Annotated in this window: 9 protein-coding genes and 1 pseudogene; 8 read left to right on the forward strand and 2 right to left on the reverse strand. The window is 71.3% G+C overall.

Features of this window, described 5'->3' with window-relative positions; genetic code table 11:
- From EAO75_RS28690 to EAO75_RS28705, 4 genes and pseudogenes are all read left to right on the forward strand, one after another.
- A pseudogene (locus tag EAO75_RS28690) lies at window positions 1-221 on the forward strand (alpha-glucosidase C-terminal domain-containing protein); the annotation flags it as partial.
- Between the two features lie 41 nt (window positions 222-262).
- Window positions 263-1,624 carry a maltokinase N-terminal cap-like domain-containing protein gene (locus tag EAO75_RS28695; RefSeq protein WP_147997879.1) on the forward strand — a complete coding sequence of 454 codons (1,362 nt, stop codon included), beginning with the start codon at window positions 263-265 and terminating at the stop codon, window positions 1,622-1,624.
- Window positions 1,625-1,628: 4 nt separating this feature from the next.
- Complete coding sequence (glgB, locus tag EAO75_RS28700) at window positions 1,629-3,848, forward strand: 1,4-alpha-glucan branching enzyme (RefSeq protein WP_147997880.1); 2,220 nt, start codon at window positions 1,629-1,631, stop codon at window positions 3,846-3,848.
- A gap of 113 nt (window positions 3,849-3,961) precedes the next feature.
- Window positions 3,962-5,869, forward strand: coding sequence for an AMP-dependent synthetase/ligase (locus EAO75_RS28705; protein ID WP_147997881.1), 1,908 nt, complete (start codon window positions 3,962-3,964; stop codon window positions 5,867-5,869).
- A 16-nt stretch (window positions 5,870-5,885) separates the two neighbouring features.
- On the opposite strand, the gene EAO75_RS28710 is transcribed toward EAO75_RS28705, so the two are convergent.
- Both EAO75_RS28710 and EAO75_RS28715 read right to left on the reverse strand, forming a co-directional pair.
- Complete coding sequence (locus EAO75_RS28710) at window positions 5,886-6,437, reverse strand: fibronectin type III domain-containing protein (protein WP_147997882.1); 552 nt, start codon at window positions 6,435-6,437, stop codon at window positions 5,886-5,888.
- 10 nt (window positions 6,438-6,447) lie between these two features.
- Entirely contained in the window at window positions 6,448-7,050 is a 603-nt protein-coding gene (locus EAO75_RS28715) for a LamG domain-containing protein (protein WP_147997883.1), read from the reverse strand.
- A 318-nt stretch (window positions 7,051-7,368) separates the two neighbouring features.
- Between EAO75_RS28715 and EAO75_RS28720 the strand changes: the two genes are divergently transcribed.
- The 4 genes from EAO75_RS28720 (at window position 7,369) to EAO75_RS28735 (ending at window position 12,106) form a co-directional block, all read left to right on the forward strand.
- Window positions 7,369-8,763, forward strand: coding sequence for an NAD(P)/FAD-dependent oxidoreductase (locus tag EAO75_RS28720; RefSeq protein WP_187284599.1), 1,395 nt, complete (start codon window positions 7,369-7,371; stop codon window positions 8,761-8,763).
- A gap of 68 nt (window positions 8,764-8,831) precedes the next feature.
- Window positions 8,832-11,075: an FUSC family protein gene (locus EAO75_RS28725; protein ID WP_147997885.1), complete on the forward strand. Its 2,244-nt coding sequence runs from the start codon at window positions 8,832-8,834 to the stop codon at window positions 11,073-11,075.
- 51 nt (window positions 11,076-11,126) lie between these two features.
- Window positions 11,127-11,348, forward strand: a complete 222-nt coding sequence (locus EAO75_RS28730) for a hypothetical protein (RefSeq protein WP_147997886.1) — start codon at window positions 11,127-11,129, stop codon at window positions 11,346-11,348.
- 302 nt (window positions 11,349-11,650) lie between these two features.
- Window positions 11,651-12,106 (forward strand): cyclic nucleotide-binding domain-containing protein, encoded by a 456-nt coding sequence (locus tag EAO75_RS28735; RefSeq protein WP_147997887.1) that lies wholly within the window; start codon window positions 11,651-11,653, stop codon window positions 12,104-12,106.
- Window position 12,107 lies beyond the last annotated feature (1 nt).

The raw sequence follows: 12,107 nt of genomic DNA on the forward strand, positions 1-12,107 counted from the left end.
CTCTGTGTGCACAACTTCGCGCGCTTCGCGCAGCCCACCGAGCTCGACCTGCGCGAGAGCTCGACCTGCGCGAGTTCAGCGGACGGCACCCGGTCGAACTGTTCGGCGGCGTGCGATTCCCGGCCATCGGCGAACTGCCGTATCTGCTGACCCTCGGGGGCCACGGCTTCTACTGGTTCCGGCTCACCCGAGTCGCATCCCGCATCGGCAGACGACTTTGAGCGTGAGCTTCGAGCGTGTGCCGAGGAAAGGACGCGTCACCATGCAGAAGACCGCATCTCCCCGACCCACCCGTACGGTCGACGCCAGCCCGATGGCCTCCCTGGCCGGGCTCCTGCGCGAGTGGCTGCCACGGCAGCGCTGGTTCGCGGGCAAGGACCGGCCCGTCACGGACCTCGCGCTGCTGTCGATGACGGAGCTGTTCCCGGGCTGTCTGCATCTGCTGGTGCACGCCGGTCACTCGGCGGTGCCCTCGCCCGGCGGCGCTCCCCCGGCCGGCGACTGCTACCAGCTGCTGCTCGGCGTGCGGCAGCATCTGTCGCCGCGCCTCGGGAAGGCACTCATCGGCCGTGCGGAGGAAGGGCCGCTGGCCGGTCTGACGGTCTTCGACGCGCTGCAGGACCCCCGCTCGGCCCAGCTGCTCCTGGACCGGCTGCGGCACCCCGGCACCGCCGGACCGCTGCGCTTCGAGGCCGACCCGTCGGTGTCGCTGCCGGTCGGGCTCGTGCCGCGGCTGCTGGACGCCGAGCAGTCCAACTCCTCGCTGGTGTACGGCGACGCGTTCATCCTGAAGCTGTTCCGGCGCATCCAGCCCGGCGTCAATCCGGACCTGGAGCTGTCCGGCGCGCTGGCCCAGGAGGGCTGCGGTCGGGTGCCGGCGCCGGTGGCGTGGTTCCGGACGACGCACCCCTGGGAGGCGACGCTCGGCGTGCTCCAGCCGTTCCTGCGTGGCGCCTCCGACGGCTGGACGCTGGCGCTGGGCGCGCTCGCCTCGGGTGACGACTTCACCGCGCAGGCCCGTCAGCTGGGGCGGGCGACGGCGGAGGTGCACCTGGCGCTGGCCTCGGCCTTCCCCTCCAGGGCCCACGCCGAGAACGGCCGTACCGCGGCGGCGATGACCGAACGCCTGGAGCTCGCCGCGCACTTCGTCCCCGCCCTGCAGCCCTACGTCCCGGGCCTGCGCACCGCCTTCGGCGCCCTCGCCGCCTGCGATCCCGGGCCGCCCGCCCAGCGCATCCACGGCGACCTGCACCTGGGGCAGGTGCTGCGGGCCGACCGGGAGTGGTTCGTCATCGACTTCGAGGGCGAGCCGTCCCGCCCGCTCGCCGAGCGCCGCGGCGTGCACTCCCCGGTGCGGGACATCGCCGGCATGCTCCGCTCCTTCGACTACGCCGCCCGCCAGCGCCGGCCTTGGCGTCCGGAGTGGGCGCGCCGCTGCCGGGAGGCCTACTGCGCGGGCTATGCCGCCCGCGCCGGATGGGACCCGCGCACGAAGCACGGGTTGCTCCGTGCCTACGAAACCGACCGCGCCGTGTACGAGGTGCTGTACGAGGCCCGGCACCGACCCGACTGGTTGCCCGTACCGATGGCGGCGATCGAACGCCTCGCCGTGAGAGGAGCCTGACCCCATGGCCCTGCACGAGACCTCGCGCCCCGAGTCGGCCGGAGGGCCTCCCCGGCACACCGCCGCGCCGTCCCTCGACCCGGCCGAGCGTGACCGCCTGCTGTCGGGCGCACACCACGATCCGCACGCGCTGCTCGGGGCGCATCCGGTCCCGGGCGGGATCGCGTTGCGGGCGCTGCGTCCGTTCGCGCGAGCGGTGAGTGTCGTGGTCGACGGCGAGCGCACCGCGCTGGTCTCGGAGGGCGGCGGCCTGTTCTCGGCCGTACTGCCGCTGGACGCGATCCCCTCCTACACGCTGCTCGTGTCGTACGAGGAGGACGGGTCCGACGAGCGCGAGGTCCACGACCCTTACCGCTTCCTGCCGGCCCTCGGCGAGCTCGACCTGCACCTCATCCGCGAGGGACGGCACGAGCAGCTGTGGAAGGCGCTCGGCGCCGAGCCGATGACCCATCAGGGCGTGGCCGGCACCCGCTTCACCGTGTGGGCGCCGAACGCCCAGGGTGTACGGGTCGCCGGGGACTTCACCTGCTGGGACGGGACGGCGTTCCCGATGCGGTCGCTCGGCGCGTCCGGGGTGTGGGAGGTGTTCCTGCCGGACATCGGCGAGGGCACCCGGTACAAGTTCGAGATCACCTCCCGCTACGGCCACCGCTTCCTCAAGGCCGACCCGATGGCGCGCCGCGCGGAGGTCCCGCCGGACACCGCGTCGATCGTGCACGCCTCGCACTACGCGTGGGGCGACGAGCAGTGGATGACGCACCGGGGTGACGTGCCGGTGCACCAGGCTCCCTTCTCGGTCTACGAGGTCCATCTGCCGTCCTGGCGGCCAGGACTGACGTACCGCGAACTCGCCGAGGAGCTGCCCGCGTACGTCAACTACCTCGGCTTCACGCACGTCGAGCTCATGCCGGTGGCGCAGCATCCGTTCGCCGGTTCCTGGGGCTATCAGGTCACCGGCTTCTACGCGCCGACCTCGCGGCTCGGCACGCCCGACGACTTCAAGTACCTGGTCGACGCCCTGCACCGGGCCGGCATCGGCGTCATCGTGGACTGGGTGCCGGCCCACTTCCCCAAGGACGACTGGGCGCTGGCCCGCTTCGACGGGGACCCGCTGTACGAGCCCGGGGACGCGCGGCGGGCCGAGCATCCGGACTGGGGGACGTTCGAGTTCGACTTCGGGCGCACCGAGGTACGCAACTTCCTCGTCGCCAACGCCACGTACTGGTGCGAGGAGTTCCACATCGACGGGCTGCGCGTGGACGCCGTCGCCTCCATGCTCTACCTCGACTACTCGCGGGACTCCGGGCAGTGGTCGCCGAACGTGTTCGGCGGGCGGGAGGACCTGGACGCGATGGCGTTCCTCCAGGAGATGAACGCGACCGTGTACCGGCGCAACCCCGGGGTCGTGACGATCGCGGAGGAGTCGACGGCCTGGGACGGGGTGACCCGGCCGACCGAAAGCGGCGGGCTCGGGTTCGGGCTGAAGTGGAACATGGGCTGGATGCACGACTCGCTGGAGTACATCGCCAAGGAGCCGGTGCACCGCAAGTACCACCACAACGAGATGACGTTCTCGATGGTGTACGCCTATAGCGAGAACTACGTCCTGCCCATCTCCCACGACGAGGTCGTCCACGGCAAGCAGGCGCTTGTCTCCAAGATGCCGGGCGACTGGTGGCAGCGCCGCGCCAACCATCGCGCGTATCTGGGCTTCATGTGGGCACATCCCGGCAAGCAACTGCTCTTCATGGGGCAGGAGTTCGCACAGGGCGCCGAGTGGTCGCAGGAGCACGGGCCGGAGTGGTGGCTGCTCGATGAGGGGTACGCGTCGGCGGGCGACCATCGGGGCGTGCGGGACCTGGTCGCCGAGCTCAACGCGCGCTACCGGGCGACCCCGGCCCTGTGGGAGCGGGACACCGACCCCGGTGGCTTCCAGTGGGTGCTCGGGGACGCGGCCGACGACAACGTGTTCGCCTTCCTCCGCCACGGCACCGACGGCGACCCGCTGCTCGCTGTCTCCAACTTCTCCCCGGTCGTCCGCCACGACTACCGGCTCTGGGCGCCGGACCACGTCGTCGCCTGGCAGGAGACCCTCAACACCGACGCCGCACGCTACGGCGGTGGGGACGTCACCAACCCCGATCCCGTGAAGCCGGAGGACGGACATATCCACCTGACGCTGCCGCCGCTGGCGACAGTGTGGCTGCAGCCGTACAGGATGTGACGCCCGAGTTCTCCGTTCCCGACACCATCCGGTCTCAGCTGGGCTAGATTCGGGCAGCGCCGATAACGGTACTCATCGGTGACGTCACACCCGGTACACAACTGGAGCAGTGCATGCGCGACCACGGCCTCGCTCCGCCCACCGTCACGCCCCTGTCCGGCGGGCTCGCCGACAGCGTCTTCGAAACGGCGGCCGTCAACCCCACCTTGCCGATGCTCGCGCGGCGTCCCGACCCCTCCTCCACGGCCTGGGAGGAGGTGACCGCCGCCGAACTGCGCGACGAAGTCACCGATCTGGCCAAGGGGCTGATCGCGTCCGGCATCTCACCGGGCCACCGCGTGGCCATCATGGCGCGCACCCGGTACGAGTGGACGGTACTCAGTCACGCGCTGTGGGCGGTGGGCGCCGAGGTGGTCCCGATCTATCCGACGTCGTCGCGTGACCAGGTCGAGTGGATCCTGCGGGACGCCGAGTGCGTGGGCGTGGTGGTCGAGGACGAGCAGGCGGTCATGACGGTCGGGTCCGTGTGCGGATCGCTGCCGCGACTGCGCCACGTCTGGCAGCTGGACGCGGGAGGACTCGCGCAACTGGTGGAGCGCGGCGAGTTCGTCCCGCTCACCACGGTCGAGTCGCTGCGCCGCATCGTGCTGCCGGACTCCACCGCCGCGGTCATGTACACCTCCGGCACGACGGGCCGCCCCCTGGGCTGCGCCCTGAGTCACCGCGGGCTGGCGAGCCCCAGCGACACGCTCCTCGCGGGCTGGGGCCACACCGTGATCCCGCCCGGCGAGCGGCAGGCGTCGGTCCTGGCCTTCCTGCCCTTCTCCCATGTGTACGGCCTGCTGGTGCAGGCTCTGTGCATCCGCGGCGGCATGGTGATGGGGCACGAGCCCGACCTGAGCGAGGCGGCGCTGTCGGCGGCGCTGCGCACCTTCCGGCCGACCTGGTTCTGCGCCGTACCGTCGATCTTCGAGAAGATCTACAAGAACTTCCTGCGCGCGGCCCAACAGGCGGGCCGTGGCGCATTGTTCGAGCGTGCCGCCGACACCGCCCGGGACTTCGCCGCGGCGCTGGAACGGCACCGGCTGGGCGGCGGACCCGGACCCGGGTTCGATCTGCGGCTGCAACACGCCCTGTACGAGCGGACGGTGTACCGCAAGCTGCGGGCCGCGCTCGGCGGCCGAGTGTGCCGGGCGACGTCCGGCGGCTCGTCCCTGAACCGCGAACTCTCCCTGTTCTACGAGGGCATCGGCATCTACGTGAACGATGCCTACGGCCTCACCGAGACCTGCGGCGGGGTGACGGCGCAGCCGGAGGGCCGGGAGATGTCGGGGACGGTCGGGCAGGCCCTGCCGGGCATGGACATCCGGGTGGCCGACGACGGGGAGATCCTGGTGCGCGGGCCTTCCGTGTTCCAGGGCTACGTCAACGACGAGGCCTCGACGCGGGCCGCGCTGTACGGCGGCTGGCTGGCCACCGGGGATCTCGGGCGGCTGGACTCCGACGGCTATCTGACGATCACGGGGCGCAAGAAGGACATCATCATCACGAGCAGCGGCAAGAGCGTCTCCCCGGCGCTCCTGGAGCAGCGTCTGAGGATGCATCCGCTCGTCCACCAGGCGGTGGTCGTGGGCGACAACCGGCCCTGTTTCGGGGCCCTGATCACCCTGGATCCCGACTTCCTGGCCTACTGGCGCGAGTCCCTCGCCGTGCGCAGCGACGCCCGCATGCGGGTGGCGCGCGAGGAGAACGCGCTGCGCGAGGAGGTCGCGCGGGCCGTGGCGGCCGCCAACAGCGCGGTGTCGCGCTCGGAGTCCATCCGGGTCTTCCGGGTGCTGCCCGAGCCGTTCGACGTTGCCCGTGGTCTGCTGACGCCGTCGATGAAGCTGCGCCGGGACGAGATCGTGCGGCACTACGCGCTCCAGATCGAGGCGATGTACCAGGCCCGCTCGCGCGCTCCCCGGGAGCAGCTGGCGGAGGAGTTCGCGCACTGGGACGACACGGACAACGTCTTCGGCTGAGGGGGCATGGCGCGGCCTATTCGCCCGTCGTGAGCCGTACGACGTTCGAGCGTTCCCCGAGGACGAAGGCGCGGACGCGGTACGCGGCGTGCCGTTCGTCGGGCAGGGGGACGAAGTCGGTGGCCTCGGTGTCCGGGGCGAGGACGGCGACGGGGTCGTAGCGCTCGCCGTCCTTCTTGCGGATCTCCAGGAGGTAGCCGTCCTCGCCCGTGGAGTCGTCGCTCCAGGTGAGGCGGATGCCGTCCGGCCGGTCGGTGAGGTGCGGCCGGGCGGTGGGGCCCCGGTACGACGTCAGCCGGTAGTGGAAGGTGGTGTGCGGCATGAGGTCGGGGTGGCGGTAGCTCCTCACCTGGGGTGCGAGGTACTGGAGGACCGTGTAGGGGCCGTCCTTCTCGGTCGCGAACTCCAGGACGTGGCCCGCGATTCCGGTCCGCTCGTCCTGCCAGTTCAGGTCGATGTCGGTGGGTGTCGTGAGGGCACCCCGCAGCGGCTGTTCCGTGCCGGCCGAGCAGGCCGGCAGCGCCAGGACCAGCGCTGCCGACACCGCGATACGCGCCTTTCCTCGCATACGACGGCCGCTACTTCCGCCAGAAGCGGACGTTGCTCCACTCCACGGTGGCCGTCCCGTTGCCGCTGCTGGTGCGGTAGGCGCCGAACTTGTCGTAGAAGCTGCCGCCGGGGCTGTCGTAGGTGTGCTTGAGCGAGCCGTTGATGTAGGTGCGGTGTTCGACGCCGACCTGGTGGACCGTGTTGACGCGGACCGTCGCGCCGACCGTCCCGGCGTTGGACAGCGTGGTGCCGCCGTGCACCGCGTACAGCCGGCCGCCGCGTTCGACGGCGAGCATGAAGTACGGGCCGGAGCCCGACTCGTGGAAGGTCTGCTTGAGGCTGATCCGGGTGCCGCTGAGGCCGGTGATGCGGAAGTAGCCCTCGAACTGGCGCGTTCCGCCGGTGTAGGTGGCATAGCGTCGTTCAGCCCGTTGGTCACCGCTGGCGGTGGAGCAGGTGAGCCGGAACGTCAGGCCGTCGATCTGGCCGCAGCCCCGCTCCTGCTCGGTGAAGCTGGGTGAGACGGACTGCCAGCCCCCGGGCTCGACTTCGGCGAAGGCGTGCGGCGCGGTGAGCAACGACGTGGCGCACAGCGCCGTGGTGACGGTGAGGGTGCGCAGGCTTGGGCGCATCCTGCCTCCTGTCGGACGTGGGGGATGGACCGCACCTCATTTGTTCATGTGTATGAACTGCGATCCCTTATATGGATGAGCATTAGGGAAGTTAGGTTCGGACCAATGACTCGTCAAGAGATCGTGCGGACACGTCTTTCACTTCCGAACCGGTGTGCCCCCGCGTCGGTTGGGGCAAGGTGGCTCACGACGTGTTCATCTGCCTGCCGCACCCGGCTGGCGGAACGACCGGTGGCGCGGTGGGATCGAGGCGTGCGAAGCCGCGATCCAGGGGCAGGCGAACGTCGTCGAGGCAGACCGCCTGGAGCCGCAGAAGGGATGATCACCGTGACACGACCCAGGATCCTGGTGGTTGGCGCAGGCTTCGCCGGAGTCGGATGCGTTCGCCGGCTGGAACGCAAACTCTCCCCCGACGAAGCCGAGATCACCTTGGTGACGCCGTCCTCCTACCAGCTCTACCTTCCGCTTCTCCCCCAGGTCGCCTCCGGCGTCCTCACCCCTCAGTCGATCGCCGTGTCCCTGCGCCGCAGCCGCAGGTACCGCACCCGGATCATCCCGGGCGGCGCCATCGGCGTGGACCTGGCCTCGAAGGTCTGCGTCGTCCGCACCATCACCGACAAGATCCTCAACGAGCCGTACGACTACATCGTGCTGGCCCCCGGCAGCATCACCCGGACCTTCGACATCCCGGGGCTGACCGACAACGCCTACGGCATGAAGACGCTCGCGGAGGCCGCCTACCTGCGCGATCACGTCATCTCGCAGCTGGACCTGGCCGACGCCAGCCAGGACCCGGACGAGCGGGCGGCGCGGCTGCAGTTCGTGGTGGTCGGCGGCGGATACGCCGGTACCGAGACCGCCGCGTGTCTGCAGATGCTGACCCACAACGCGGTCAAGCGCTATCCGCGGCTCGATCCCCACCTGATCAAGTGGCATCTGATCGACATCGCGCCGCGGCTGATGCCCGAACTCGGCGAGAAGCTCGGCAGCGACGCCCAGGAGATCCTGCGCAAGCGCGGCGTCGAGATCTCCCTCGGGGTGTCCATCGCCAAGGCGGGCCCCGAGGAGGTCACCTTCACCGACGGCCGGGCGGTGCCCACCCGCACCCTGATCTGGACCGCCGGTGTCGTCGCCAGTCCGCTGATCGGCACCCTGGGCGCGGAGACGGTGCGGGGGCGGCTCGCGGTCACCGCTGAGATGAACCTGCCCGGGCAGGACGGAGTGTTCGCGCTCGGCGACGCCGCCGCGGTGCCCGATGTGGCCAAGGACGAGGAGGGCGCCGTCTGCCCGCCCACCGCCCAGCACGCGATGCGCCAGGGCAAGGTCGTCGCGGACAACGTCATCGCGTCCCTGCGCGACCAGCCGCTGCGGCCCTACAAGCACAAGGACCTCGGGCTGGTCGTCGACCTCGGCGGCCGCGACGCCGTCTCCAAGCCCCTCGGCGTGGAGCTGAAGGGCCTGCCCGCGATGGCCGTGGCCCGCGGGTACCACTGGTCGGCGCTGCGCACCAACGTCGCCAAGACCCGTGTCATGACGAACTGGCTGCTCAACGCGGTCGCCGGGGACGATTTCGTGCGCACCGGTTTCCAGTCCCGCAGCCCCGCCAAGCTGAGGGACTTCGAGTTCGTCCACGCGTATCTGACGCCGGAGCAGCTGCGGTCACAGACCGGCGGGAAGGGCTCAGCCAAGGCAAACGAAGGGACGGCCGAGTGAGGTGACGGTGCCGGCCGGACCGCGGTGCGCGGTGTGAGCGAGGAGAGAGCGGGAGTGAGTACGGCGGCGTGAGGGCAGCGGGAGGGCCGGTGCGGGCGCGGCTGCGCGACCGTGCCGCGGCCTCGGATCCGGGCCTGCTGAGGCTGACGGCCGGGTTGCGTACGGCGGGCTCGATCGCCCTCGCGGTCGCCGTGCTCGCGCTGCTGGGCACCGACGTGACCCACCTGGTGGCGGGGGCGCTGGCGGCGATGGTGTCCACGTTCGCCATCCGGGAGAAGCAGCGCGGGCAGCAGGCGGTCACGCTCGCGCTGGGCCTTCCGGTGGCGCTGGCGTCGATGACGCTGGCGGCGGCGCTGCACAGCCATGTCGTGGCCGGCGACCTGGTCTTCGTCGCGCTCATCTTCTGTGCCGTCTACGGCCGCCGGTTCGGCGACCGGGGCACCGCGCTCGGGCTGATCGGCTTCCAGATCTACTTCGTGTCGCTGTTCGTCGGCGCGACGGTCGGTGATCTGCCCGAGCTGTACGGCGTGGTCGCCGTGGCCTTCGCGTGCGGCGCCCTGGTGCGGTTCGTGCTCGTGCCCGAGACGCCGACGGGAGTGCTCCAGCGGCTGCGTGATGCCTTCCGCGCCCGGCTGGCCCAGCTGCTGTCCGCCCAGCTCGACCTGCTCGACGCCGGTCCCGAGGACGCGGACCGGGCCCTTGAGCAGGTGCGCGAGGGCACCGCCCGCCTGCACGAGACGGCTCTGCTGATCCAGGGCCGGCTGGAGGAGGGGACCTCCGACGAGGGCGTCGCCGGGCTCGTCCAACGGCGTGTCGCGGACGCCGAGATCGCCGCCGAGCGCCTGGGGCTGTCGCTGCTGCGGGCTCGCGGCGCCGAGCGCGTGGACACGCTCGCCCTGCATCTGCCGGGTGCGCCCGTCCCTTCGGGGGGCCGGGAACCGGTGCGGGACGCGGCGACCGAGACACTGCGCCGGGACCTGGAGGCGTTGCGCCAGCTCGTCCTGCGCCCCGTCGACCAGGCCGCCGGTACCTCGGTGGCGCACGTCCGCAACCGGCTCCTCGGCTACCGCGACGAGGAGAACCTGCCGGCCGCGTCGCCCGCCGTGCAGGACGTGTTCCGGGCCGTCGGCGAGGCCGCCCGTGCCGTCCTCGGGCTGCGGATCGCGCTCGGCGGGGTCCGGGACGAGTCGGACGACAGCCCGGCCACGGCACGCTCGCGCGAGGAGCTGGACGCCGAGGACGCCGTGCTCGACGCGGAGGAGGAGGCGCCGGCAGAGGAGGCGACCGGGCTGCGTCGGCCCACCACGCGCGCCGCCGTTCAGGTCGCCGTGGGGTCGACGCTGGCCATCGTCGGCGGTGAGCTGCTGTCCCGGGACCGCTGGTACTGGGCGGTGCTGACCTGCTGGATCGTGTTCCTCAACACCGCGTCCACGGGCGAGATCCTGGTCAAGGGCTACCGCCGGCTGCTGGGCACCGTCCTCGGCGTGCTGGCCGGCATCGTGCTGGCCGGCGCCGTCGGGCGGCACACCTGGACGGCGTTCGCGCTGGTGCTGCTGTTCGTCTTCGCGATGTTCTACTCGGCCGCGCTGTCCTACACGGCGGTGTCCTTCTTCGTCACCGCGGCACTCGGGCTGCTCTACACCCTGCTGCACACCTACAGCCTCTCGGTGCTCGTGCTGCGCATCGAGGAGACGGCGCTCGGCGCGGCCTGCGGGGTGATCGCGGCCGCGTTCGTGCTGCCGGTGGGGACGGACCGGCGGACGAACGAACTCCTCGCCACCGTGCTCCAGCGTCTCGGCGACGTCACCCGAAGCGCCGTCGAGGCGCTCAGCGGCGGGCCGCCCGTCGACCTGCTGGACGAGGCGCGCGACCTGGACCAGGCGCTGGCCGACCTGCGGGCCGCCACGAAGCCGCTCACCCATCCGGTCACGCCCCTGCGGGCCCGGCGGGAGACCGCCCGCTATGTCGTCGCGCTGCTCGAGACGTGCGCGTTTCACGCGCGCTCGCTGGCCGCGACCGCCGAGCTGCTGCCCACGCACCCCTCGATCGCGGCGGACCCCCGGCTGCGCCGGGCCGCCGGGCGCATCGAGAACAACCTCGAGGCGATCCGCGCGCATGTCGCCGACGAGCACGCCACCGCCGAGATCGAGACCGGCCCGAGCATCGCCTCGCTCCTGGGGCCGACCACTCCCGGCGCCTCGCGCTACGGCCGGGTCACCGACCGTGTCCTGCGGCATCTGCAACGCCTCGACGAGGGGGTGACCGGCCTGGCCCGTCCCCTGGGCGTGCCCGTGAAGGCACCGGACGGATGACCGCACGGCAAAGGACTGCACATCGGGGCGATACGCGGGTAGGCGGATGTCATGACCGATGTCGTGGACTCAGACGAACTGCTGCGACGGATGCACCGCGCCCGGGCCTGCGCCCGGCAGGAGGAGCGTGCGTGGCGGGTGCGGAGCGAACAGTTGAGGTCGACCGACCCCGAGGGGGCACGCGACGCCGCCGTACGGACACTGGCGTACGAGACCGTGATCATGGTGCTGGACGAGATCCTGACCCCCGGCAGGCACTCCGAACAGGGTTGACACCCGGAACCGCGTGAAACCGGTCACGTACCCCGGTCTGGGTTGCGCGGAAGCCTCCGAGATGGTTTACGGTTCATCCATACGTGGTCACGGGGTGGACCGAGTCAGTCCCCCGTGTACCACCGCATACGGCCCTGGCTGGCCTCCCCCGTCCAGCCAGGGCTTTTTCATGCCCTCGGCGGCCCGCCCCGGGATTTTCAGCCGAAACCGCCGTCCGCCGAGGTGCTCAGCGCGGCGGCAGCGGCTGAAATGGACGCAAGGGTTGCACCGGAACCTCCGTCCTCGGCGAGGAGCCCCGTGTCATGACCAAAGCGATCAAACTGCTGACCGCCCTGCCACCGCCGCAGCGTCAGGCCCTGATGTCGCTCGCCCGGGAGGTCGCCTTCGCGGAGGACGCCCGGATCTTCGAGGCGGGCGGTACGGCCGACCGCTTCTGGGTCATCCGCTCGGGCGCCGTCTCCCTCGACCAGCGGGTGACGTCCGTCCGGCGGGTCACCGTCGCCAGCCTCGGCGCGGGCGATCTGCTCGGCTGGTCCTGGCTGTTCCCGCCGTTCCAGTGGGACTTCGGCGCTGAGGCGTTCAGCCCGGTGCGCGCCTACGAGTTCGAGGCGGAGTCGGTGCTGCGGCTGTGCGAGGAGGACACCCGGCTCGGGATGACCCTGGTGCGCTATGTCGCCGAAATCCTCGCGCACCGGCTGGAGATGACCCGGGGCAAGCTGATGGAGCAGTACGGGCAGCGCCGGCGCAGTGTGCTCTGAG

It is taken from the genome of Streptomyces sp. UW30 (assembly GCF_008042075.1).
Classification (GTDB): domain Bacteria; phylum Actinomycetota; class Actinomycetes; order Streptomycetales; family Streptomycetaceae; genus Streptomyces.